We start from the raw sequence: 22,823 nt of genomic DNA on the forward strand, positions 1-22,823 counted from the left end.
ATAGGCGTTAGCCGTGGAGGTTCATCTGGCGGGCGGAGCCCGGGCTAAACCAGTAACAGCGCACAAATGCAAGCAAGGAGCGCTGTACCAGCGGGGTACCGCAGGGCAACCGCCACGTCCGTCGAGGAAGGAATGGCCGCCCAGGCGGTGATTCCACCCACCATCCCCCAAAGGAGTTCCTCTCCTATTGCGGCGGACGATGGGCGGAGCCAGAGAATCCAATAGCTCGCGGCGCCAAGCACCCACAAGGGGGCCAGTGCCACGAATCCAGTCGAAAGTTTTCCTGGGGTGAATGTGACAGAGCCGAGTTCCCAGTAGTTGTCGCGAACCCGCTTCGGGATGAGCGAAAAGCCCGCTGGCCGGCAGCCAAGGAGCAACGCAACGACGAAATGCGAAAGCTCGTGCGCGACCGTGGAGGGCAGCGACTGCACCGCAAGCATCGCAATGCGCCTGGTGGTCAGGAAATGCAGGCAGATGAGCCCGGCGACGATATGGCTGAGGTTCATGGCGCGCAACTCAGCAGCGGCGGCTCGTAACCGTCCGAGACGCGTTCTAGGAGGTTTAGGGGTCGACCGCCCACCACTCCGCCACGAAGGAGGAACTCACGCAGGCCGGCCGGGCTTGAAATGTTGCGTCCGCAGTGCAGCAGGCGCGCCTGGAAGGGCATCGGGCGGACGCGAAGGGGCGCCGAACCCAGTTGCCGGAGGTGGTTCCTCGACAGATTCTCTGTTTCGATAAACCGTCTAGCAACCAACCCACCAAATTTTTAGCCTTTCCGAATTTAAAGGGCGTCTTCTAGACAGACGGTCCTCTTCCGCTAGCTATAGGTGGCTGGTAGAGCTTCTCTTCTCCCAACAGGTTCAACACACACAAAGGCAATATGGATACCAAGCAAATCATCGCAAACCTCCAGGCATTCTTCCCTGCATCGGCCATCAAGTGGCGCGCCGGCAAGAAGGAAAGCGAGCGCCGCGGCCTCGCCCTCCCCTACATCGATGCGCGCGACGTTCAGGCCCGCCTGGATGCCGTCGTTGGCGCCCAGGGCTGGGAAGTCACGATGAAGCCGTCCTCGGTTGGCGTCATCGCCGGCATCAAGATTCTCCTGGACGGCCACTGGGTCCTGAAGGAAGACGGCGCCCAGTTCGACAGCTTCAAGGACAACGACGCCAAGGAACTCGCCATCAAGGGTGCGTTCAGCGACGGTTTCAAGCGCGCCGCCGTGATGTGGGGCATCGGTCGCTACCTCTACGCCTTCGAGGCGCCGGTGGTCGACCTGGACGAAAACGGCGAACTGGTGTCGACACCGACCTTGCCGCCGCAGTTCCTGCCGGAAGCCGACCGCGAAGCTGCCATTGCACAGGCCCAAGCCGGTGCGACGTCGAGCAAGACGACGGACACCGCAGCCGAGGTCCCCGCCCAAGCCAACCCCGTTGCTGAGGCCAAGGTGACTCCGGTCGCCGAGGTGAAGGCAATGCCGCCCGTAACGGAATCCGTCAAGGTTGCCGAGACGAAGCCCAAGGAAACGAAGGTCCAAAAGACCTCCGCCCCGGTGCCGGACACCAGCGCTGACGACGAGCGCCGCGCACGCGCAGATGCACTTGCTGACAGCGCTGCAGGCCAGGACACCGGCTCGAAGGCCGCTGCCGCGAACGACAGCGCGGCTGGCAACGGCGCTGCGAACGACAGCGGCACGGCCAGCACGGCACCGGCCGGCGCGAAGGTCGTTGCAGGCTTCGACTACGGGCACCTGACCCTGAGCGACGCTGAAGAAGGCTTCGTGAAGGACATCCTCGTGAAGGTGCCGAAGTTCCCGTATGAAGTGCTGAAGAAGTACCTCGACGGCGACAAGGCAAAGCAGAAGGTCAACGAGACCGCCATGAAGTGGCTGCTGAAGTGCCTTGACGAAGAGAACGCCCGCAAGAAGGCCGCTTAACCCTCATTCGGCCCGCACCTTAACCGGTGCGGGCTTTCACTTCCCTGAAATTTCCTGAACAAGCAAATGAAGAAGTCCCTCATCGCCCTCGCCCTCGCCTTCGGTTTCGTTGCGGCCGGTCACGCACAAGATGCGACGCCCACCTCGCCGGCGGCAATCCCCGCTCCCTTGCAGCTGGCCATCCAGGGCGGCATGAAGGTCGAGAACAAGTTCGACGCCGCAGGTGGCCTCACCGGTTGGATTCTGTCGCAAGGTGTCGGCAAGTACCTGGTGGCTTACACCCCGCCGGGTGGTGAAGTCGTGCTCGCGGGCATGCTGCGCAACGCCAAGGGCGAAGACCTGACGAAGCAATACCTCGACAAGTACGCCCCGAAGCCGGACTACGACAAGTTCTGGTCCCGCCTGGAGAGCACGCAAACCATCAACGAGGGCGCGCAAGGCAGCGCTGCGAAGTCGGTCATCTATGCCTTCATGGACCCGAATTGCATCTACTGCCACTTTGCTTGGAAGGCCCTGCAGCCTTACGAAAAGGTTGGGCTGCAAGTCCGCTGGGTGCCGGTGGCCATCCTTGGCGGCAACTCGCCCGGCCAGGCCGCGGCGCTCCTCACGTCGAAGGACCCGGTCGCGGCCTTTGCAGAGCACCAACGCACCTGGGACCCGAAGAAGAACCAGGTTGGCATCACGCCGCTGGCGAGCATCCCCATGTCTGCTAAGAAAACCCTCGACGCAAACAGCAGCCTCATGGTCGAGCTCGGCGTGAGCGGTACGCCTGGCATCTTCTACAAGGATGCCAAGGGCAAGGTGCAAAAGGTCGACGGTATGCCAGGCCTGAGGGACCTGCCAGGCATCACTGGCCTTCCCGAACAGGCCATCACCGACCCGGAGCTGCAGCGCTTCCGTCGCTGAGCAGGCGCACGCGCGGAGCATGGGGCTCAACCGGACCCAGCACAGACCGCCCTTCCTGCAAAGGCCTGCCTCTCGAGGCAGGCCTTTTCGTTGGCACGGGCATCATCCCCTCAGGCTCCGAAGTCCCTACACCGCAAAGGCACTAACTAGCACAATAGGAAGGAATACCTCCATGACGTCGTTCCTCGTCAAGAACGGCAAGGGCGGATATGTCGAGGCCCTCGAGGCCATGCGCCTTGGCTACGACTACGACGGCTACAGCCTCTATCACGGAGGGCTCCGGTTCACGCCCTTCGAGGTGGAGACGGTCGAGCCTCACCTGGATGCACATCAATCGTGCGCCACGGTCAGCGAGCTGGAGGAAAGCGGCCTTCTTCGCACGGAGACGGGCCGACTCTATAGGCGTTTGCCGTCAAGTTGACGCTTTCCTTCTCAGACTAACGCCAGCCAGGGCCCAAGTTTGGGCCGTGAGCTATACGACTCGTATATGTTCTTGCCTAACCTTTTCGCCGCTCGCCGGAAAGGGGCCCTATGCGCTCAACGTCTTGGGGCTGGCAATCGAGGTCATCCGCGTTTCAGGTAGTTTTCTCATGGCTTACGAGCGAATTCAGGTAGTAGGAAATATCGGGTCTTCAGAAACCCGAAAGTCAGGTGCAGGGAACCCGTACTTCGAGATGAGTGTGGCAACCGACAGAGGCATTGGTGGCGCCAAGCAGACCGTTTGGTACAAGGTCTTGCTATTCGGCGCGATGGCGCAGAAGCCCGAGGCTTTGGCGAACTACACCAAAGGCCGACAAGTTCTCGTCGAAGGTCGCCCCCAGGTGGAGGCGTACCTCAAGAAGGACGGAACACCAGGTCTGGACAACGCCATTGTCGCCATCTCCATGCCCGAGCTACTCGGCCACAAGTGACCGAAGGCTGGAAGCTCCCTTGCCCGCGCGCGAGCTACATCGCGCCACTCCAGATACCGTGATTAACATCCCCGGAGCCATTGGTTCCGGGGATTTCTTTTTGCCCGCTCAGTTGGCGCTGGCCTAGCCGTGTCGGCAGCAAGGTGGTTGCGGTTCCGTGTCTTGTCTTTCTGGTCGTACGGTCGGCCGGCAGCCGCTCCGTGCTCGAAAGGACGTGCCCCGGCGGCCGCCTCGTACGACCCCGAATTTCAGACCCGAGGTCCGCAGGCTTACCGAGTTCGTACCCCGTCTGACGGCGGTCCAGGATGGACCTTTCCGCTGAACGCTAGAGCGTCGTCATTGATACCCAGGGGTCAGCCGCTGAATTCAACGAGCGTTGTCAGGTTCGCCTGGCTCGTACGGTAGACAATCATCTCGTTGTTCAGGACACCGCTCTCCCCTCCCTTTGCGAACGTGGAGTCGTAGCCTTTGGCCGGATACTGCGCGCGTGCGTTGGGTCCGCTCGGCGTCATGGCGCGGCCCATGGCGACGTCCGCGAGAAACATGAAACAACGGTTGTCGATGCCCTGCGAGCGGCTCCAGTCGCCCCGCGAGTACGCCAGGGACTTCGTCGACTGGTCGCTGAAGTAGAGTCCGTCGCCGAACATGCGCCCGGTGATGTTGTACGAACCGCCGCTCTTGGGAACAATGAGGCCCTGCTTGAGGATGGACAGCACGTTGTAGGCCCGGGTGCCGTGCCAGAGCCGCTGAACATTACCTACCTTCATCCCATCGTTCTCGAACGCCCGCGCCATCGAGCCGATGGTCACGCGGAAGGCCCGAACGGGCTTGAGGCCTGAGGACGCGTGCCGAAGGTTGATGGACTGCTTGAAGAAGCGCTCGATGCTGGTCCACTCCGCTCCGTCTTCGATGAGCTCCAGTTCGACGTCGAACACCTTGGCCGGCTCTGGGCCTGAGCTCTTTGCGTTGGCAAGAGCCAGTTCGATGGAGCCCTCGAGCTGGTCGAGGAACGCGCTCTGCTTGATGATGGCATCGTCCGCGGCGAGGAAGGTGGTGTGCCAGCCGCGCTTCGCCGATACCTTTTGGGGAACCAGCGTGAGGTACTGCTGCAGGTAGTCGATGAACACCGTGGAGTTGAAGTCCTTGGTCGCGTGGGATAACGCGATAGTGGCCAGCACCTGCCTGGCGGAGCGGACCGACTCGCCATCGATGACCCCGACGGCGGTCGTCACGACGCCGTCAGCGGACACATTGATTTGCCCGCCGGACATCACGAAGATTTCGTGGCGGTTCTCCTTGACCAGGCGCTCGAGCAGCGCCTCGATGACTGGGTTTCCTGCGCTCGATATCTGTCTCTTCACGGCCTCGGTTGTCGTCGCGACAACCTGTGATTTCGGGCTGCCTAGCACGGCCACTTCGGTGTAGCCGCCACGTCGCTTCTCGTTGGCCTTGCTCGTGAGGAACGACTTGCCTGCGCTGGCGAACACCTTGGTTTGCCCCGTCGCGCCGACGCGGCCCCACCTGCAATGGACGTCACCGTTTGCCTGAAGCGTGCCCTCCCAGAATTTGTTGTTGTTATTTAGTGCGTCCGTGCACACCAGCATGACAGTCTCGACGGCGGTTGAACTCAAGAAGGGTCTCCGAAAAACGAGTTCCGGAGAGCCGACGAGACGCAGGAGGCGTTGGCAGGCTCCCCGGAGGGGGTTGCCCGCTGTCTATCCAACGTGTTTAGCCGCCAGGCGGATAAAGGAGCCTGGCTAAACGGCGCATGAAATCTCTTCTCAAATCCGCGCTGCTGCTCGCGTTTGCAGTGCCGGCCATGGCGATGGCCAACCCCAAGCTCGTGGGCAAGTGGGAGACCGTGTCCGGCAGTGACCGCGCCTTGACGGGCGTGATGGAGTTGGGGGCGGATGGCTCGGCGAAGCTCGGCCCCAACGGCTTTGCGCCGCTCATTGGTACCTGGACGACGGGCAGCACGGCGGAGTCAAGCGCCGGTACGCTAACTTTTGAGATGCCGCCCCACGGCTCGGTCGACAACACCTACGTGCTGTCAAAGGGGAAGCTGACCCTGACCTACAACGACGGGTCGCAGCAGGTGTTCGCACCACAGAAGAGCCAGCCGAGCAAAGCAAAACCCAGCACCGCGACCAAGAAATGAAAACAAAATCCTGGAATGGCGGACTATCCCGCGCCAATGAGCCCTCCGAGTCGCCGACGGCATGGATGCGGACGCAGTTTGTCTTTCACGGACCAACAGGCGCTCCCCTGCAACTTGAATTCATCGGCGCGACCTACCACGTCTGGTATCACATCCTGGCCGCGAAGCCCTTCATGCTCAAGCTCATTGACGGTGAGGTCATCGCTTCGCTGCAAGGAGGACAGCTGGAGGTGCAAGACGAGTTCAAGCCGGCCATCGCCTTCTTGGACCGCTTCATCGAAATCGAGCGGCGGGCGGCCTCAAGTGACATGCTGGCCCAGCTCGAAAAGAAATTTGAAGAAAGCGCGAAGCGCAACGTCGGGGCCTCCGTCGCCGTTGAAGGCTCGGACGATGGCGCCGCCTTGCAGCCGGTCACCGAATCGAGTGAACGAGAACTGGGTGAAACCCGTGCAGTCCGGCAGGAGGGTGGGCAGGGACAGTCACGGCCTGAATCTCATCGTCGTCGGCGATAGTTCTGGCCTGCACGAGCTCGGCGTCACCTTGGGTGACCAGCTCAGAGATTTGACGGTCGTCATCGCCAACAGTGATGCTTGCCAGATAGCCACAGCCCTTGTCGTCGTCGCAGACCGCAAGGGCTGTGGCCTTGATGGCGGCAGGCGCTCCGCCGGGGGCAAGGAAGCGAATGTAGCGGGTTGCGAAATCAGCTTCGAGTTCACCTGCTTCGGTCTTCCAAGGCTGGTCCATCGTGCGGTAGGCGACCTCGGTCCCCGGCGCAGCGACGAGGCACCAATCGGCAATTACCTGGGCGCCTGCGGCGGCCGTCACGCCCTCTGCCCACGTCTGAAAACGTCGCGTGCCGGCCTCGTACGTGCCCTCGCAGGTCGGGCCTCGTCCGACAACCTCCAACTTCACGGTTGCCCCGTCTGCCGCACTGACCGCCGAGCTGGCACTCACGAAAAGGAATTCGACAGGCGCAGCTTCCTGAATTTTTGGGCCCGGCTGCACGGTGACCGCCACCTCACCCTGCCCCAGCGATTCCAGGTAGGACACCGCGGCCGTCACTGCCGTGGGTGCCAGCCTCGCATGCTCTGGGGTGCGCTTCAGGACGCCTGTAGAGGTGCCCACGTGGAAGAACGCGTAGCCGCCCAGCGCGGTACAGGCGGCAACCAAAAGAGTATTTAGACCCAGACGAGCAAGTGGCTTCATACGTTTTAGATTGGGTTTGATTTTAGTGCTTGTATAGCTTAAAATGTTATCTTCCTAAAGGGTTTTATCTTGAATTACGCTGACCTTTTTGCCGACGTCCGCGAGACGTCCGATGCGCCTCGTTCCTCCGCCCTGCGCGCGGAAGGCGGGACGCTCTCGCCCGAGCAGCGAAGCGCACTCGAATCGTCGTTCAATCGAAATGCTGTCATCTGCGCCGGTGCTGGCGCTGGAAAGACCCGGTTGCTCGTCGAGCGAGCCGTGGCCCTCATCCAGGCTGGCGCGGACCCTGCCCGGGTCGCGGTGGTCACCTTTACGCGCAAGGCCGCCAAGGAAATCCAGTCTCGTATGCTGGCTCGCTTCGGCGACCGTTCCAAGATTCCGGTGTGCGGCACCGTCCACTCCCTGGCCCTGTCCAAGCTTTCCAGCCAGAAACTGCAGGTCGTCATCGCGAACGACGATGAGCTCGTCTATTTTCTGGACAATCTGCGCACTGAGCTGCCGGAGGACTACGAGGACTTTTCCGACTCCGAGCTGTTGCTCGCGCTGAACCGGTCCCGCGAGGAGGAGAAGCACACCACGACCATGGGCATCATCGCCTATCGGTTCGAGGAGATGCTCCAGGAGGAAGAGGTCGTTGACTTCACGGGCCTTCTAAAACTTGGGGCCGAAAAGCTGAACCCCTGTTTCGACCACATCCTGGTCGACGAGTCACAGGACCTGAGTTCGCTCCAAAAGACCTTCCTGCGCAAGCTCGGGCGGCCGAACGCCAAGTATTGGTACATCGGAGATGCCGACCAGGCCATCTATGCGTTCCGCGGGGCCCATGGCGGCGTGATGCATCAGCTCCAGAAGGAGTGCGATGACACGCACGTCCTTTCTGTGAACTACCGCAGCGCGTTGAGCATCGTCGAACATGCCAACAACGTCATCTCGGTCAACCCCGACCGCTTCCCCATCCAGTGGAAGGCGCACCGCACGGACATCGGAGAGGTCGTCATCAACCACTACGACGACGCTGCCGGGGAGTTGCAGGCAGCGAAGGACTGGCTGGAGGCTTCTCCCAAGAGCCGGGCAGTTCTGGCTCGCACCCAAGCCGTGATTTCACCGCTGCGCGAACTGAACCTGCAAGCCTACACCGTGCACGAGTCGAAGGGCCTCGAGTGGCCGGAAGTGTGGGTGATGGGCTGCGAGGCATCGCTGTTTCCGCATCCCCTGGGCGTGAAGGAGGAGGAGCGCCGCCTCTTCTACGTAGCGATGACTCGCGCGCGCGATTTCCTGCGCATGTCGTACAGCGCCTCGCGGGCTCAGAAGCGCAACCCCAATGGCGGTCGGCATCCATCGGGCTTTCTGTTCGAAGCGCACGCGTTGGAAGGCTAAATCAGCTTTCTACAGGTCAGGCATCTGGTTTTCGAGCCCGATGCGATAAGCCTGGGGACCGTCCGTCTCCTGATGTGCTCCAACTTCTTAACCTCATGAAGCAGAAACCCAAACCTAACGGCTCATCCTCCACCGTGTCGATGCTCCTGACAGGCGTCATTCTGTTGTTCGGTGCGGGGTCGGCGTCTGTTGTCATGTTCGGAGGTGCGGAACACCCCGTTGCGGTTGAGTCGCGCGCCACGCCGCCCACGGCCGCCGTGCCGCTCGCCGCCTCTGTAACTCCTGTTGCTGCCCCGGCAATCAAGCTTGAGCAGGCACCCGTGGTCGCAGAACACGCGTCCGCGGGGGATGGTGAGTCAACGCCCCTCGAAGCGCTGCCCCTCGTCGCCGCACACGCCGCGCCGGTGGCGGCCGTTCAAGCTCCGGTAAAGGCACTTGACCACACCGCTGCGGCTCAGCCCGTTGTTTCGAGCGAAGCCCCAACTGCGGCGACTACGGTCCATGTGCAAGCCGCGCCTGCCGCGGACGCGAGGAAGGCAGATACGCCGCCGCTGGCGGTCGCGTCTGCAGCGTCCCCCGCGCCTTCCGCTCAAGTTTCCATCGCTTCCGCGCCCGCCCCGGTGTCGGCGGCTGTCCCCGCCGACGCGTCGGTTGCCGCGCCTGCGAAGCCCGTAGAGCCTGCGCGCCGTCCGGTCGCAAAGAAGGTCGTGCAGGCCCCCGTCGCCCGACAGCCTGTGGTGCGCAAACCCGTGCAGGAAGCGAGGGCCCCGCAGGTAGGGCTGAAAACGACTGCGACCCTCGCGGCGCCCGTCGCTCCAGAGCGTTCAGAGCTGCTTCCAGACGCTGCACGAGCTGCCGCTGCCGTCCTGGCAAAGCGCGACAACCTTGCTGGGCCGACAGCGCTTCCACCGCCGCCTCCTGTTCACCCTGTGCCGGCTTCGGCGCCTGTGGCGGACAAGCCCGTGGCCGTCTCGCCGGCGTCCGAGAAGCCGACCATCAAGGTGGTAGCAGCCTCCCCCGCCCCCGCAGCGCCCGCCCCGGCTGAGCAAATCGCTGGGCCGGCGGAGCGCCAGGCAGTGCAAGCAGAACGCCCTGCGGCCAAGGAGCCTGTGCGTATCCAGAAGCCGGTACTCGCCGACGCACAGGTCCGCGGCAACCCGGCAACGGTCGTCGCCGCCAGTCCGACTGGCGACAAGGCCTGGGTGCGCATTGGTGACCAGCGCACCGTGATTGTGAGTAAAGGTCAGTCAGTTCCCGGTCTGGGCGTCTTCCATGGCGCTGAAGGCAAGGGAGCCAAGTTCGATTCGGGCTACCTGCCCATCAACCCGTAAAAAAGGAAAGTTCCCATGATGACGAAGTCCATTGTTGATATGAGCCGCCCGAACATGCTGTACGCAGCCGGCATCGGCTTCATCCTGCTCGTGTCGCTGGTTATCAGCAACGTGCCGATGCCGCCCTTCTCCCAGTTTGTGGACATCCCGCACAGGCGCCAGGTCTGTGCAGGGCTGTTCATGGCCGGCGCACTGTTTGGCGCATTCGCCATGCAGCGCCACCTCCAGCGCGCCAAGACGCCCTGGAAAGTGCCTCAGTCCCAAGTCGCCCTGCCGTACTGCGTGTTCTTCCTGGCCACGCTCGCTGCGGTCGTCATCGCTCGCTAAGGAACCAGTTCAATGTCTCACGTCAATACCGCCGTCGTCCGCGCCCTGATGAGCCTGCGCGGCATCTCCACTGAAACGCTCTGCACCCTTGCTCATGTGTCCAGCGAGGACATGCACAACTGGCTCTACGACCAGGGCGGTGAGAGCGGCGAGCAGGTGGAGTTCGAGACCCAGCTCGAGATTCTGCGATTCCTCGGCATCCACGGCGAGAGCCCGCGCGCCGACGTCGTGCACTACTGGCGCATCGAAGAGCCGTTCTTCTCGCGTGCAGAGAAAACGTACCAGCCGCTCGGCGTGATGCTCCGTGCCTTCGGCAAGGCTCAAGTGGCCTACCTCGCCCGCGAATCGGACCCCGCCCTGACGTTCCAAGCAAAGTCGTGCTTCGCCTTGAAGTTCGCCAACTTCCAGGCGATTCTCGAGGTCTCGGTGCATCCGCTGCGCAGCGTCTCGTTCGACCCCGACTCGATGACCGACGTGGAGTGGGTTCCCGACACGATGGGCGTGCTACTGCCGGATGCCCAGTACGACCGGCTGCAACCTGGTGCGATGAAGGTCCGCAATCTGACTCAGTACATCACGTACACGTCCGAGATGGCCCAATGGGAGCGCCTGCGCGAAGTTGCCAATGCTCGCGGCATCCTGGCTGAGCAAGTCGCGAACGCACTCGTCGTCACGAGCGGCGTACCCCTGCCTGCGCTCACTGAAGCGACGAGTGCACGCCAGTCGACCGCCGCCGTGCCAGCCGCCCACGTCGCACCGGCGCCCGTCGCCGCTGCCGCCCCGCCCATTCAGGCACCTGCCGCGGTGGTGCCTCCTCCCCCGGCGCCGTCCCCGGTTGCAGTGCCCTCGGAGCCGCTGCAGCCCGAAGAGCTCAAACTCTTCGTTCGGCCGGCCCTGGTGGGCGGCGAGAAGCGCAACCTACGCGCGGTGAACTAGAACAAACGCCGGCCTTGCCGGCGTTTCTCTTGGCGCAGCCGAACCCGAATGCGCGCCAGGCCTGCGGCCGTTGTTATCCGTCTTCGGGTTCGGCCACCCTCCTGTCGGCCAGCGAAAGCAGTGGCCATCGGCTGCTCGACGCGGAGGGCGTGAGCCACTACGCCCTCGGTGGCTGGGTCCACATTAGCTGGAAGGCGAAGGAAGGGCATCTGAACTTCGTCAGCTGAGGCCCCCAGCTCGTCGCTTCGCGAACGCGCGGCCAGAACAAAGCCCTCCAACCTGATGGTCCGGAGGGCCTTCGGATGACTGGACCTGTCCTCAGGCCAGGTCTTCAAGTGAGGGCGGCTTTGCCCCTGTCAAGGCTTCGTAGAGCACAAGCGGTAGTTGGGGGCGCACCATCTCGCGGGTGAGCGGAACCTTGTGGCGTGACAGGATGGCCTCGAGCCGGAGAGAGAGAGCGTCGGACTGCGCACGGTCCTGGATGCGGCCGTGCTTCTTGTGCTCGTATGAGGGGTTTCGGTCCAGGAAGAAATTGACGTTGTCGAAGGAGCTGAAGACCTCCATGACGAGCGGCTCGTAGTACTTGAAGTAGGTCTCGGGCGTGTACAGCAGCGCGATAGGCAGCGGACCGTCCATGACCACAAAATCGAACTCTTGGTCCTTGAACACGTGGAGCCGGTTCTCCTGCTTGGCGAACATGTACACCTGGTCGCTCAAGGCGGCCTGGTTCCCCGAGAAGGTCTGGAATTTGGCGAACTCCGGAACGTACTCGACTCGGTAGCCACCGATGGACAGGAGGCCAGTGAGAATCTGTGCGGAGGTGGACTTGCCAATCCCGGGTGCTGCGAACAGGTTGATAACCTTCATGGCGAGGTAGCCGTGCGTTGCGGCTCGATTGCGCGGAAGCCGTTGCCGGCGGGTTGAGAAATCCGAAAAGCGGCACTACGACCATTGCGGGAGACGACGGTGACCGTGGTTTCGCGAGGCGTAGCGCTGTCGTTGGGTTCGATGACCACGGACGCCTGGCTCTCGTCAGCGCGGCTCACGTTGGCCCAGGTCGAGTCGGAAGCTGCGCCTGAAAGGCATACCCGGCCATTGCTCACGACATAGCGCAGCGTCACCGTGCCGCCGGCAGGGGAAACAGCCTCCGTGCCGCTCGCCTTGCGCGAGATGTCGCACTGGCTGCGCTGGGCCTGAAGTTCCTGTTGATTCAGGAACACGCGGCGCGAGCCACTGCCTGGCGACGGTTGGTCGGCACCAGCCGGGGCCGCATTGGCAGTTGGTAGCGGCGGAGGAGGAAGCGAGGGAGGCAAAACGGGAGGCAGTACCGCTCGCCCCTCGACCGTGGGGATTGGGGGCGGCAGGCGCAAAGCTGGAAGGCCCTGAGGTAGCGTGCCTTTACCGGCTGGAGCCTGCGACTCGGACTGCGGTGTATTCGCGGATGGCGAGGGGTTGAACGGATTCCGCTCAACCTCGGCGGCAAGTGCACCACCTGTGCAGGCCAGGGCTACCAGCGTGGCGGCGAGGTATCTCGGCAAAAGGGTCATCCGGCGTGTAGCCGCCGGATTTAGCTTTTCCGCGGGAGCCGGTAGAGGCGGTGAGACGCCTCGAGCAGGTAAGGCGTCGGGTCGCGCAGGGTGTGCGGACGCGTATCCGAGCTGAGCCAGGCTGGGCACTGCCGCGCGCCAGGCTCGTGGAGTTCAATGTGAAGCATGGACGTCGGCCGCCCCTTGTCTTGGCGAAGAACTCGCACGACCCGCGCCACAACCTCCCCAGGTTGGACACGGTCTCCGCAAGAGACCAGAGGAGAAACCTCCCCGTAGGCGACGACGCCTGACCGGCCTTCGACCAGTACGGCCTTGGTGTCTCGCCACCAAGGCAGGCCCGCGCCCGGGCCCGTGAACGGCATCACGCCGACCACGAGACCTTCCTCAACGGCTAGCACAGGGCAGCCCTCCTCGGTATAGAGGTCGACGCCCTCGTGGATATGGTTACGCCGCACCACGCCGAAGGCGCCCGGGTGGCTGCCAATCGGGAGCCCGGTGACGCCAGGGGGCATGCTTCGGAAGGACTCGGCATCCGCCGTAGGGCGGAGTTCGAGCTCAAGGGGGCACAGCCAGGCGGTCGGGTTGCTCATGAGCCTTATAGCCCTGCCCTTTAGCGCAGAGAAAGAAAGAGACGCCGACACATGAAGTGGCGGCGTCTCGAATGAGCAGACTAGGCGGCACAAGCCTCTTGAACGCCCGCCGCAGCGGACCTGCGGGAGGCACTGGGGACGTCCCCGCGCGTGAGGAGCGGCTCTGTGATTCCGTGCCCGGTACCGTAAGGAACATGGCCGGAGGTCACATCGCTGCTTCGTGCGCTGTCGATATTCTTCGAAGCGTCGTCAAAGAACATGTCGGCACCGAACGCCTTCAGAATGGGGCCTTTCGGGGCACCGTTCGCGAAGGTGGCCACGTCGAGCACAACGCCCCAGGAGTCGAGCGTTGTCATGACGCGACCGTGACTTGGAATTGCGCGCGCGGTCACAAGGGCAAGTTTCAGAGGGCACTCGTTCACGGGGAACTCGTGTTGAATCCGATGCAGTTCCTCCAGGACAAGCTTGAAGGGGCCAGCGCCCAGCGGAATAGCGGCCTTCTGGTGCTCGGTCTGATGGAAGACCTCCAGACCGTGCTCGCGGTAGCACTCATCCCCTTCGGAACTGAACAACACGCTGTCGCCGTCGAAAGCGATGCGGATGTCGTCGTCGCTGGCGTCGTCGTCTCGTTCGCTTGGAAGCATGGTTGCCGCGGCGATGCCATTGGCGATGGCGTTCTGCACGTCCGCTGAATTTGCAGACAGAAAAAGCTGGACGCCCATGCCGGCAGCGAAGCGGAAGCGGTCCGAACCCTTGGTGAACACCGCGCCCTTGATGTCAAGGCCGTGGTGAACGATGCTGTTCGCTATGCGCACCCCGGCGACCGGGCTGTTGCGCGACAGCATGACCACATCGACCAAGCGCTTGGCACCGGGCCGATTCAGAGTGAGCAGCTTGCGAATGAGCGGGAAGGCCGTTCCCCGACGAAGTGGGACGTCAGCCTTGGAGCGCATGTACTCGTCGAAGGCCTTTTGGCCCTGGGTCTGGAAGATTTCATCGCCATCTTCGATGTGAAAGAGGGCGCGACTGGAAACTGCGATTGTTAGCATGTGGTTTGACCTCAGAAAAGTAGTTCTGACCTGTCTAGCGACCGGACCTCCCAACGCTCCCCAGAAATTTCTCCAACGTTCGTTCAAGCAAATTTCCGTTGCGCGACAATAACTTAGAGGAAATTCGAGGGGCGCGCGACGGCCCTAAAGCACGCTGCGCGCCTTTAGCGGCCCGCAGGTGTCATCGGAGAGGCTGTCGTGGCTCGTCGGGCAAGGCGGGCCGCTTACCGCAGTTTTCCGTGGCAGTGCTTAAAGCGCTTTCCCGAGCCGCAGGGGCAGGGTTCATTGCGCTTGACCCACCGTTGCTCGAGCTCCACGGCTACCCGGGCGGCCTTGCGAGCCTGCTCGTCGGCGTCCGCAGATTTCGCCTCGCGCTCCTCTTGCAGGGCCGAGGAAAGAAGTTGCCGCGAGATTTCTGCGCAGAGCGCTTCCTCGAACGACTTGAAAAGCGCGAACGCGTCGTTGTGAAACTGGAAGAGCGGGTTCTGTCCGGTCGCGCCCTTAAGAGAAACAGCTTGGCGCAGCTCGTCAAGTGCAGTCAGGTGCTCGGTCCAGAGGTCTGTCAGCACCCTGAGTACCAGCCGGCGGCGCGCGGCGGTGTCGAGCGGGTTGGCTGCGAGCCGTGCCTGGACAGCGGCGCGGATGCGCTCGACCACCTCGTCGCGACCCAGGTCCTCGCTGTGAACCCAGCCGACCAGGCCGGGCTGGATGTTGAAATCAGCTTCCAGTTCGCGCTTTAGCGCGGGCAGGTCCCACTGCTCAGGCATGTCGTGCACGCCAAGCCGAACGTTTGCCCAATTGGCGACAGCCGCGTCAACCGCTGCCTCGCAGTACTCCATGACGCCGTCAGCGAGCAGGCTGTCACGGAGGGCGTAAACGGCCTTGCGTTGTTCCGACATCGAGCTGTCGTACTTCATGACATTCCGGCGAGCCTCGAAGCCCTGCCCTTCAAGGCTTCGCTGCGCGGTAGTCACAAGCTTCGCGATGGTTTTGCCGCTAAGGACGCCGCCGGCGCCGTCGATGAGCTTGGCGACGACTTTCAGCTGCCTGGACTGCCCGAACACCCGCAGGAGCTCGTCTTCCAAGCTCAGGAAGAACTGAACCTCGCCAGGGTCGCCCTGGCGCCCGGAGCGGCCGGCCAGTTGGTTGTCCACCCGGCGGATGCCTGAGCGCTCGGTACCGAGGACGAACAGGCCGCCCGCTGCAAGAACGGCAGCACGGGCGGACTCCCACTGCGCCTTACCGTGTGCGTAGGCCGCAGGGTCAGTGAAGTCGCCCTCTGATGGCTTTTCGCCACCCAGGATGATGTCGGTTCCCCGCCCGGCCATGTTCGTCGCTACCGTAACGGCGCCAGGACGCCCGGCTTGGGCGATGATGTGGGCCTCTCGCTCGAGGTGCTTCGCCGTGAGCACTTCGTGCACCACGCCTTTGCTCTCAAGCAGGCGGCTGAGCACTTCCGCGTCGCGAACGGACGCGCACCCCGCAAGCACGGGCTGGCCTGACGCTTGCCTGCGAACAATTTCGTCCGCCACAGCGACGAACTTGGCAGACTTCCCAAGGTAGACCAGGTCCTCCTTGAGAATGCGGGCCACAGGTCGGTTGGTAGGAACGACCACGGTCTCGAGGCCGTAAAACTCGGTGAACTCCTCAGCTTCCGTGAGCGCGGTGCCGGTCAAGCCGGCCAGGCGCTCGTAGAGGCCGAAAAAGCTCTGATACGTGATAGTCGCACGCGTGACGGAACCAGCGTGGATTTCCAGCCCTTCCTTCGCCTCAATTGCTTCGTGCAGCCCATCCTCCAAGCGACGGCCCGGCATCTTTCGACCGGTCCCCTGGTCGACCAGGACCACCTCACCGGCAGAGACGACGTAGTCTCGGTCAAGGCGGTACACGCCATGGGCGCGCACAGCGGAATGCAGGCGACGCGCAATGTGCAGGTTGTGGGCAGCGTAGAGCTCGCCTTGGCCCGCGATGATGCCTTGCTTCGCAAGGCTCGCTTCGGCCTCGTCGTAGCCGCGCTCGGTGAGCGTGGCGTTGCGCTCCTTGGGGTCCACCACGTAGTCGACGCCGCTCTTGAGCTGGCGAGCGGTCAGGTTGAGCGCGCGAACGATGGCATCCTGCGAGTCTCCCGAGCCGGAAATGATGAGCGGCGTTCGTGCCTCGTCGATGAGAACCGAGTCGACTTCGTCCACGATAGCAAACGACAGCGGGCGTTGTACCTTGTCACCGGCGTCGCTCACCATGTTGTCGCGAAGGTAGTCGAAGCCGAACTCAAAGCCCACCCCGTACGTGACGTCCGCTGCATAGGCTTCCCGCTTCGCAGCCGACGTCTGCGAGGTCTCGATGAACGCTACAGAAAGGCCCAGGGCTTCGAAGACTGGACGCATCAGTTCCGCATCCCGGCGGGCCAGATAGCTGTTCGCAGTCACGACATGGACGCCTTTGCCCTGCAGGGCAAGCAGTGCCGCGGGCGCCACGAGTGTGAGGGTCTTCCCCTCACCCGTGCGCATTTCAGCAAGCTTGCCTTGCAAAAGGGCCAAGCCCCCAATCAGTTGGACGTCGAACGGCCGCAAACCCAGCGCGCGGCGTGCGGCTTCTCGCGCGAGCGCGAACCCGGGCACAGTGCGCTTGGGCTCGGGAAGGTCGCGCAGGGCCAGGAACCGCGCCTTGAGCTCCTCTGCGGGCAGGGAAGTGAGAGATGACTCCCCCTCGGAAATGCGCTTGGCGTCTGCCGTGAAGCGGTTGAGCGCGGACTGCGAGCGCACTCGCGTATACAGACTCGAGAAGTCCATGTTCAGGCTCGGACGATGCGATTCATGGCGGACTGCAGAGCGTTCTTGTCGCCACGGCAGGCCATCGCAATGGCGGGGTCCGTTGCTTCGCCTGTGTCGCGGTCGAGGTGGTAGACCGAGATGAGAGCAAGAACTTCTTGCTCCTCGTTCAGAAAGCTGATGCCCTCGATTTCATCGCTCACATCCAACGAGACATCGACCTCAATCGGCCCGGAAGCCTCGCTGAGAGCGTCGACCGCTCGCTGCACGGCCAGTTCCAGTTTCCCGAAGTTGTCGCACTCGTCGGTACCGCCACCGGGGCTGCTGAGGATTTCGAGCAGGTAGACGGGCGGGAATTTGACTGGGGTCATGGGCATTTGATGGCTGAGAGGTTCAGGTTAATGGCAAATCTAGCCAGGCCTTTTAGTCCTCGCCCCAGCCGCGTCGAGCTATAACGCTTCTGTCGATTTAGGTATTGACCCGGCTCCCTAAAAGGGCCTATAATGGCCGAGCATACTGCCCTGCCCAGGACGCAGTTCGAAAGGAGTTTCGGTAAGACGAGGACCCGAGAATGACAACCACTCTTAAAGCCCCCAGTGGGGCAGACGCAGCCATCAAGACGGCCGTACCCCTTGCCATCATCGTTGCGGCGGCATTCGCCATTGGCATAGAGCCGACGAGCTGGATGTGCATCGTGATGGCGGCGGCTGCTTCGAGCCTGGAAACGGTGGTCACCCATTTCACGCTTGCCCCGCGGCGTGAAGACTATTCCAAACGCAAGGCGATGGGGTCGTACTACAACCACTTGGCGTCTATCAGTGCGCTCTCCGCAGCCCTCGCGGTTGGCATTGTTTACGCGGTGTGGCCATGAACGTTGGGCAAGAGAGCCCCGTTCAGGCTCCGGTTTCGCCTGGCCCTGTTCCGTTGGTCGCAGCGCTGAGTTCAACGCGCGCAAGGCTGCACTAGTCCTCTTCTGTCGTCTCTTAAAGCCCTTCTGGCTCTTGCCCGGAGGGCTTTTTGCCGTTGGGCAGCCGTCGACCCGAATAGGACTGAGACGCCATCGCCAAAGAAAAGGCCTTCCAATGCAGTTGCATTGGAAGGCCTCGAAGGAGGGGGAACCGGGTTAGAGTTGCCTCGCAGCTGCCAAGTCGAAGTCGTCTGGCATCGCGAAGTCCGCTGGTGCGTCGTAGTCATGCGCCTCTTCGAGCTTGCGGCGCCTCTGACGTTCTACATTGCTCTGAGCCAGTTGGGCGGCGTGGTTCACGGGCACTCCTGTTGCCGCCACCACTCCGCTGGGAGTTGCGGGGTGTGCGTCAGCCATCTGCTCGACCGATTTCGACCTCTTCTGGCGTCGTTCGCATTCTTTCTCTTCGACTTCGTTGGGATGAAGCGCGTCGAGAATCCCCTGGGCGAAGATGGCGAAGAGGATGGGGGTGGCGATGAGCGCGAGTATCTTCCAATCCATGTGAGCTCCAAAAATGTTGTTGACCTATACCGGATGTAGCGACCACCCCTTCCCAGGGTGTCGGTCGTTATATGGCACTTGCGACGGAGGGTGCTGCCGCTATGGGCAGACCTAAATACGGAGTGCTATAGGGGTGAAGTGCTGCTACGGGCGGCCTCGATTATAACACTGCCGACGTACATTTTCAACGCCTAAACAGATGAGACAGAGTTGCAAGGTGCTGGGTTTGATGACCACGCCTCAAGCGGAGCTTCTGAAGACGCTCTATGAACTGGAGCAGCAATTGCGAGATGGGCGCTACTGGCGGCCCCGGGACCTGGGGGCGTTCCGCTCAAGTCACCACGCCATGACCCTGCGTAAGCTGGTCGAGCAAGGCCTGGTTGAGCGACAGGGCGAAAGCGGGAACTTCGGCTATCGCATCGCCCAGGCGGGCCGCTCTGCGTGGAACCTGGTGCAGGCCACGAGTAAGTTGCCTTCCGTGGCGTTCATCGGCGGCGCAGCCGTCCAGAGCCGCGTGATGGACCTGGCCAGATTGGCGGCCTGAGCCAACTCACCGCACAGGAGCCTGGCACCCCAGGCTTTTTCGCCGTCTGGGCGCCGTCGGACAATGAAAAACGCCTGCTGTGATGCAGGCGTTTGGAAGAATGGGTCAGAAGCCGGCGAAGCCTCGGTATTCGTCCGAGTCCATACCGCGACCTGCACGCGAAGAGGTTCCCTGTCCGTGGAGAACGGCGAGGTCTAGCTTCTCGGTCTCAGCGCCTTCGTCGTCACCATCGAGGGAGAACTCCCGTTCGTTCTCGGCCTTTGCGCGGTCTGCGAAAAGCTGGTTCTCTTTCTTGGGGATGCGTTTTGCCATGATTTGCTCCTATGAGGCAGGTTGTCCTAGCTCCTATAGCGAGTCGGACAAACTGCCTAAAACGGAGCGAAATCAGCGGCTGGGTGCGGCTTCCCTGCCCGCGCGTCGGGTGCGGACTCGGTCGAGCAACTCGCCTGTCGAGGCTTCCTGCATATGGCCGAGAAAATCCGCAATCTCCGCGACGTCCGTCCCCATGTCCTTCAACTCCCGTGCCTTCGTCGCTCGGATGAGCCCAGTGCCAAAGTGGCGAACGCCCTCGCTGCCCTGCGCGGCCAGCGTCACGCGCTTCAGTTGACGCCAAAGCGTCGCATGGTCCATGCACCGTCCAGTCGCATCGGCAACGAACAGGAAGTCAGTCGGTACGGCGGGCCGGACGGCGAGCCACTCCGTCATCAGCGCCGATGCCTTCGCACTGAGGACAAACTCACGCTCTTTGGCCTTGTGGCCGGCGTTGAGCCACCGCGGTGGCGTGCCCCTGAGATTCTCGAGCCTGAGCTCGACGAGTTCGCTGTTCTTGAGGGCAGTTTCACAGAGGAGCATCACTATGGCGGCCAACCGCACGCTCTTCCATCCCGAGCAGCTCGCGCGCGCCTCCTCGGTCATCCTGTCGGCCCAGGACCTGCCCAGCATCTCGTGCTCGGGCCTGAAGTCCGGCATGAACAGCTTTTCCACTTCCTTGCATTCGTTGCGCAGCGGAAGTCCGCTCTTCTGAAGCGTGTCGTAGGTCCACCGGACCAGGCCGTAAACACGCTTGCGGACGGAGTAGTCCCCTGCCCCTTCGAGGGCGCCGACGAGTTGCGCGGCCGACTCAGCGCCGGGGATTGCGGGCCCCGCCGGCGCGGCGGGCGAGGCAAGGCGTGTCGTGTAGCCGTTCCACATTGACCGATATACGGCCAGGCTGCTCTGGCGGAGCCGTTTTCGAGAGACTTTCAATGCCCATTCAAAGAGGTCCATAAAATGCAATTAACGCAATTCCAGCGGGACCACTAGTTTACAGCCACTAAGAATTTAGTGTGCTAGTTGCGTTAATTGCATTTAGACGAAAAAGAGCTGCGACGGTCAGAAAAAGGCCGCAGGCATAGACCGGAAGAGGCAGGCCGAGGAGGTTGGCCGCGTCCTGAAAGCAATCTCCCATGGGTGCAAAAACGCTCGGCAGCAGCTCGGCGGTCCAAAGGCTGTCGACCCAGGTGGCTAGGCCTGGGCCGCACGCCGCGTCCTCCGTGGGGGCGGCAACCATCTTGAAGATGTGCCACGTGGCGAGGGTGAACCCGCCTAGTGAAGCTGCGAATCCAAGCCAGGTGAGTGGCGTCGTGAATCGCTTCTGCAAGGCCATTTGGGCAGCGCCGACCAAGGCAGTCGCAACGAGCGCCAGGCGCTGGAGTACGCACAAGGGGCAGGGAGCCATGCTAAACCCATATTGCAGCACGAGGGCGAGCGCCAAGGCACCGAGGGAGACGGCAAGGACGCCGAGCGGGAATCGATTGGTTCGGAGGAATCGCATGGTTTGAATAGCTCGCGACGCTTAAACACCGCAGCGCCACTAAGCCCGGCTCGAGCCGGGCTTTATGGGAGGTTGCGGGTCAGATGGGCTGGAGAACCGCCTTTTTCGGCAGCTGGGCCCCCTTGCGAGCCCGGTGCAGAACGTGGCGGGTCCAATCGTCCCCCTTCAGCTTGATATCAACCATTTTTCCGTTCGCCAGGCCCTTGCCCTCGAAAGGAGCGTCAGCCGTATGCAGGAGCGCGGAGAGCTTGTCGTTGCCCAGCACCATGAGGATGACACCCATTCCACCGGCGGGCAGCGTCTTGACTTCGGCCAGCGGGAAGGCGAGCATCCGCCCGTCCGTTGAACCGCAGACCACGAACCCTGTGTCGTCTTGCGGAATTGCGACTGGTGGCATCGGCGCCTCCCCGTCGGCGAGTTTCAGGAACACCTTGCCGGCCTTCTGGCGCGAGGCGAGGCTCTTGAGCGGTGCAACGTAGCCATTGCCAAGCGCACCAGCGAAGATGAAGCGGTCGTCGTCGGCACCAGCCAGCATCGTGACAACCCGTGCGCCGGCCTGCAGGTCAATGGAGGCCGAGAGAGGGGCACCCTCGCCGCGGCCGTTCGGAACGCCTCCTGCCGGCAGGCTGTAGGCGCGGCCGTTCGAGTCGAGCAAGTAAAGCGTCGAAACCGTGCGGGTCTTGACCATCGCGAGAACCGAATCGCCCTGCTTGAGCACATAGGCCTCCGGCGGCACGTCGTGCCCCTTGTAGGCCTTGAGCCAGAGGTTGCGGGACAGAACGACCGTGATTTCCTCATCCGGCAGGTTCACCGTCGAGGAAACGCCTGCCTCTGCGCGTGCAGCGGGCTGCAGCAGGGTCCGGCGGTCGTCGCCGTACTTCGCAGCGTCGGCCTTGATTTCAGAGATGACCATGCGGCGCATTGCCGGGTCGGACGCCAACAGCGCCTCGAGCCGCGTGCGTTCCTTGCGGAGCTCGTCCAGCTCGCTCTCCAGCTTGAAACCTTCCAGCTTGTTGAGCTGCCGCAAGCGCATCTCCAGGATGTCCGTGGTCTGGATGTCACTCAGGCCAAGCTCCGCCTTCAGTTGAGCCGCCGGGTCGTCCGCTTCTCGGATGATTTTGATGACACGGTCCAGACTCACGAAGACCACCATGCGGCCCTCGAGGATGTGAATACGCTTGTTCGCTCCGTCCAGTTGGAACTGCGTGCGCCGGCGCACGGTGGTCATCCGGAACTCGGCCCACTCCTTCAGGAGTGCATCGATACCCTTCGTCTGAGGCCGGTTGTCGATGCCGATGACGGTCATGTTCACGGTCACCGACGCCTCGAGGCTGGTGTTGGCCAGGAGGAAGGCCATCATCTGTTCCTGGTCGACCTTCGAGTTCTTCGGCTCAATCACCAGGCGTACGGGTGCCAGCTTGCCCGACTCGTCGCGAACCGTGTCCAGGAAGTCAAGCGCGACCTGTTTCAGGTTGGCCTGGCGCTGGTCGATGGTCTTTTTGCCGGCCTTGGGTTGCGGGTTGGTAAGGGTCTCGATTTCCTCCATGATTGTCTTCACCGAGACCTGGTAGGGGAGCTGCGAGACGATGACCTGCCACTGCCCACGTGCCAGGTCCTCTCGACTCCACACGGCACGGCAACGCAGGCTTCCGCGACCGGAGGTGTATGCGGCCTCGATGTCTGCGGCGGAACTGATGACTTGCGCCCCGTCCGGAAAGTCCGGGCCCGGGATGAGCTTCAGAATCTCCGAGACTGTGACGTCCGGATTCTCGATGACCGCCACTGCTGCGTTGGCGACCTCTCGCAGATTGTGCGGGAGGATGTCGTTGGCCAGGCCAACCGCAACGCCCTTGGACCCGTTCAGCAAAGTGAATGGGAGGCGGGCAGGTGTTGGCGCCGATGGAATATTGACCAGCTGTGCCGGTTGAATTTTGACCAGGGGCTAAGGCTGCCTCCGCAGGA

27 protein-coding genes are annotated in these 22,823 nt (G+C 62.6%); 13 read left to right on the plus strand and 14 right to left on the minus strand.

Going from position 1 to position 22,823, the window contains the following annotated elements:
• Nucleotides 1-44: 44 nt before the first annotated feature.
• A complete protein-coding gene (locus WDLP6_RS31645; protein WP_068673663.1) occupies nucleotides 45-506 on the minus strand; it encodes a hypothetical protein in 462 nt (153 codons plus the stop codon).
• Nucleotides 507-880: 374 nt separating this feature from the next.
• On the opposite strand from WDLP6_RS31645, the gene WDLP6_RS31650 reads away from it, so the two are divergent.
• The 4 genes from WDLP6_RS31650 (at nucleotide 881) to WDLP6_RS31665 (ending at nucleotide 3,750) form a co-directional block, all read left to right on the plus strand.
• A complete protein-coding gene (locus WDLP6_RS31650) occupies nucleotides 881-1,933 on the plus strand; it encodes a Rad52/Rad22 family DNA repair protein (protein ID WP_068673661.1) in 1,053 nt (350 codons plus the stop codon).
• Between the two features lie 66 nt (nucleotides 1,934-1,999).
• Entirely contained in the window at nucleotides 2,000-2,839 is an 840-nt protein-coding gene (gene dsbG / locus WDLP6_RS31655) for a thiol:disulfide interchange protein DsbG (protein WP_068673659.1), read from the plus strand.
• A 172-nt stretch (nucleotides 2,840-3,011) separates the two neighbouring features.
• Nucleotides 3,012-3,260 (plus strand): hypothetical protein, encoded by a 249-nt coding sequence (locus WDLP6_RS31660; protein WP_068673658.1) that lies wholly within the window; start codon nucleotides 3,012-3,014, stop codon nucleotides 3,258-3,260.
• Between the two features lie 46 nt (nucleotides 3,261-3,306).
• On the plus strand, nucleotides 3,307-3,750 hold the full coding sequence (locus WDLP6_RS31665; RefSeq protein ID WP_162487232.1) for a single-stranded DNA-binding protein: 444 nt from the start codon (nucleotides 3,307-3,309) through the stop codon (nucleotides 3,748-3,750).
• 353 nt (nucleotides 3,751-4,103) lie between these two features.
• Here the strand turns inward: WDLP6_RS31665 and WDLP6_RS31670 are convergent, their stop codons facing one another.
• Nucleotides 4,104-5,381 carry a WGR domain-containing protein gene (locus WDLP6_RS31670; protein ID WP_146039472.1) on the minus strand — a complete coding sequence of 426 codons (1,278 nt, stop codon included), beginning with the start codon at nucleotides 5,379-5,381 and terminating at the stop codon, nucleotides 4,104-4,106.
• A 137-nt stretch (nucleotides 5,382-5,518) separates the two neighbouring features.
• Between WDLP6_RS31670 and WDLP6_RS31675 the strand changes: the two genes are divergently transcribed.
• Nucleotides 5,519-5,908, plus strand: coding sequence for a hypothetical protein (locus WDLP6_RS31675; protein WP_068673652.1), 390 nt, complete (start codon nucleotides 5,519-5,521; stop codon nucleotides 5,906-5,908).
• Entirely contained in the window at nucleotides 5,905-6,420 is a 516-nt protein-coding gene (locus WDLP6_RS31680; RefSeq protein ID WP_146039473.1) for a hypothetical protein, read from the plus strand. The genes WDLP6_RS31675 and WDLP6_RS31680 overlap by 4 nt, the downstream gene beginning before the upstream one ends.
• Here the strand turns inward: WDLP6_RS31680 and WDLP6_RS31685 are convergent.
• A complete protein-coding gene (locus WDLP6_RS31685; protein WP_068673650.1) occupies nucleotides 6,320-7,114 on the minus strand; it encodes a hypothetical protein in 795 nt (264 codons plus the stop codon). The two genes, WDLP6_RS31680 and WDLP6_RS31685, sit on opposite strands and share 101 nt — an antisense overlap.
• 69 nt (nucleotides 7,115-7,183) lie before the next feature.
• On the opposite strand from WDLP6_RS31685, the gene WDLP6_RS31690 reads away from it, so the two are divergent.
• The 5 genes from WDLP6_RS31690 to WDLP6_RS31710 all read left to right on the plus strand — a co-directional run bounded on the left by WDLP6_RS31690 (nucleotide 7,184) and on the right by WDLP6_RS31710 (nucleotide 11,312).
• Nucleotides 7,184-8,491 carry a UvrD-helicase domain-containing protein gene (locus tag WDLP6_RS31690; protein WP_083944125.1) on the plus strand — a complete coding sequence of 436 codons (1,308 nt, stop codon included), beginning with the start codon at nucleotides 7,184-7,186 and terminating at the stop codon, nucleotides 8,489-8,491.
• A 962-nt stretch (nucleotides 8,492-9,453) separates the two neighbouring features.
• On the plus strand, nucleotides 9,454-9,822 hold the full coding sequence (locus WDLP6_RS31695) for a hypothetical protein (RefSeq protein ID WP_157103368.1): 369 nt from the start codon (nucleotides 9,454-9,456) through the stop codon (nucleotides 9,820-9,822).
• A gap of 15 nt (nucleotides 9,823-9,837) precedes the next feature.
• Nucleotides 9,838-10,149 (plus strand): hypothetical protein, encoded by a 312-nt coding sequence (locus WDLP6_RS31700; protein ID WP_146039475.1) that lies wholly within the window; start codon nucleotides 9,838-9,840, stop codon nucleotides 10,147-10,149.
• 12 nt (nucleotides 10,150-10,161) lie between these two features.
• The gene (locus WDLP6_RS31705) at nucleotides 10,162-11,085 is read left to right on the plus strand and encodes a hypothetical protein (RefSeq protein WP_162571141.1); all 924 of its coding nucleotides are present in this window, start codon (nucleotides 10,162-10,164) and stop codon (nucleotides 11,083-11,085) included.
• A 14-nt stretch (nucleotides 11,086-11,099) separates the two neighbouring features.
• Complete coding sequence (locus tag WDLP6_RS31710; RefSeq protein ID WP_102906930.1) at nucleotides 11,100-11,312, plus strand: hypothetical protein; 213 nt, start codon at nucleotides 11,100-11,102, stop codon at nucleotides 11,310-11,312.
• A 91-nt stretch (nucleotides 11,313-11,403) separates the two neighbouring features.
• Here WDLP6_RS31710 and WDLP6_RS31715 read toward each other — a convergent pair whose 3' ends face one another.
• The 6 genes from WDLP6_RS31715 to WDLP6_RS31740 form a co-directional block, all read right to left on the minus strand.
• On the minus strand, nucleotides 11,404-11,952 hold the full coding sequence (locus WDLP6_RS31715) for an AAA family ATPase (RefSeq protein WP_068673638.1): 549 nt from the start codon (nucleotides 11,950-11,952) through the stop codon (nucleotides 11,404-11,406).
• A complete protein-coding gene (locus WDLP6_RS31720) occupies nucleotides 11,949-12,305 on the minus strand; it encodes a BACON domain-containing protein (RefSeq protein ID WP_068673636.1) in 357 nt (118 codons plus the stop codon). The genes WDLP6_RS31715 and WDLP6_RS31720 overlap by 4 nt, the downstream gene beginning before the upstream one ends.
• A gap of 347 nt (nucleotides 12,306-12,652) precedes the next feature.
• Nucleotides 12,653-13,222, minus strand: a complete 570-nt coding sequence (locus WDLP6_RS35570; protein WP_068673634.1) for a M23 family metallopeptidase — start codon at nucleotides 13,220-13,222, stop codon at nucleotides 12,653-12,655.
• An 80-nt stretch (nucleotides 13,223-13,302) separates the two neighbouring features.
• On the minus strand, nucleotides 13,303-14,271 hold the full coding sequence (locus tag WDLP6_RS31730) for a 5'-nucleotidase (protein ID WP_068673633.1): 969 nt from the start codon (nucleotides 14,269-14,271) through the stop codon (nucleotides 13,303-13,305).
• A 224-nt stretch (nucleotides 14,272-14,495) separates the two neighbouring features.
• Nucleotides 14,496-17,060: a preprotein translocase subunit SecA gene (gene secA / locus WDLP6_RS31735; protein WP_068673631.1), complete on the minus strand. Its 2,565-nt coding sequence runs from the start codon at nucleotides 17,058-17,060 to the stop codon at nucleotides 14,496-14,498.
• 2 nt (nucleotides 17,061-17,062) lie between these two features.
• A complete protein-coding gene (locus tag WDLP6_RS31740) occupies nucleotides 17,063-17,410 on the minus strand; it encodes a hypothetical protein (RefSeq protein ID WP_068673629.1) in 348 nt (115 codons plus the stop codon).
• Between the two features lie 200 nt (nucleotides 17,411-17,610).
• Here WDLP6_RS31740 and WDLP6_RS31745 point away from each other — a divergent pair, with 200 nt between their 5' ends.
• On the plus strand, nucleotides 17,611-17,910 hold the full coding sequence (locus WDLP6_RS31745) for a hypothetical protein (RefSeq protein WP_068673627.1): 300 nt from the start codon (nucleotides 17,611-17,613) through the stop codon (nucleotides 17,908-17,910).
• A 252-nt stretch (nucleotides 17,911-18,162) separates the two neighbouring features.
• Here the strand turns inward: WDLP6_RS31745 and WDLP6_RS31750 are convergent, their stop codons facing one another.
• Nucleotides 18,163-18,504, minus strand: a complete 342-nt coding sequence (locus tag WDLP6_RS31750; protein ID WP_068673625.1) for a hypothetical protein — start codon at nucleotides 18,502-18,504, stop codon at nucleotides 18,163-18,165.
• A gap of 229 nt (nucleotides 18,505-18,733) precedes the next feature.
• On the opposite strand from WDLP6_RS31750, the gene WDLP6_RS31755 reads away from it, so the two are divergent.
• Entirely contained in the window at nucleotides 18,734-19,048 is a 315-nt protein-coding gene (locus WDLP6_RS31755; protein ID WP_068673623.1) for a hypothetical protein, read from the plus strand.
• Nucleotides 19,049-19,153: 105 nt separating this feature from the next.
• Here WDLP6_RS31755 and WDLP6_RS31760 read toward each other — a convergent pair whose 3' ends face one another.
• From WDLP6_RS31760 to WDLP6_RS31775, 4 genes are all read right to left on the minus strand, one after another.
• On the minus strand, nucleotides 19,154-19,360 hold the full coding sequence (locus WDLP6_RS31760; protein WP_068673621.1) for a hypothetical protein: 207 nt from the start codon (nucleotides 19,358-19,360) through the stop codon (nucleotides 19,154-19,156).
• Between the two features lie 72 nt (nucleotides 19,361-19,432).
• Complete coding sequence (locus WDLP6_RS31765; protein WP_068673619.1) at nucleotides 19,433-20,314, minus strand: tyrosine-type recombinase/integrase; 882 nt, start codon at nucleotides 20,312-20,314, stop codon at nucleotides 19,433-19,435.
• A 46-nt stretch (nucleotides 20,315-20,360) separates the two neighbouring features.
• On the minus strand, nucleotides 20,361-20,861 hold the full coding sequence (locus tag WDLP6_RS35575) for a disulfide bond formation protein B (RefSeq protein ID WP_068673617.1): 501 nt from the start codon (nucleotides 20,859-20,861) through the stop codon (nucleotides 20,361-20,363).
• A gap of 79 nt (nucleotides 20,862-20,940) precedes the next feature.
• Nucleotides 20,941-22,800, minus strand: coding sequence for a DNA gyrase subunit A (locus WDLP6_RS31775; RefSeq protein ID WP_332106070.1), 1,860 nt, complete (start codon nucleotides 22,798-22,800; stop codon nucleotides 20,941-20,943).
• Nucleotides 22,801-22,823: the final 23 nt, after the last annotated feature.

Origin of the sequence: Variovorax sp. PBL-E5, from assembly GCF_901827185.1 — a bacterium.
Taxonomy (GTDB): Bacteria; Pseudomonadota; Gammaproteobacteria; order Burkholderiales; family Burkholderiaceae_C; genus Variovorax.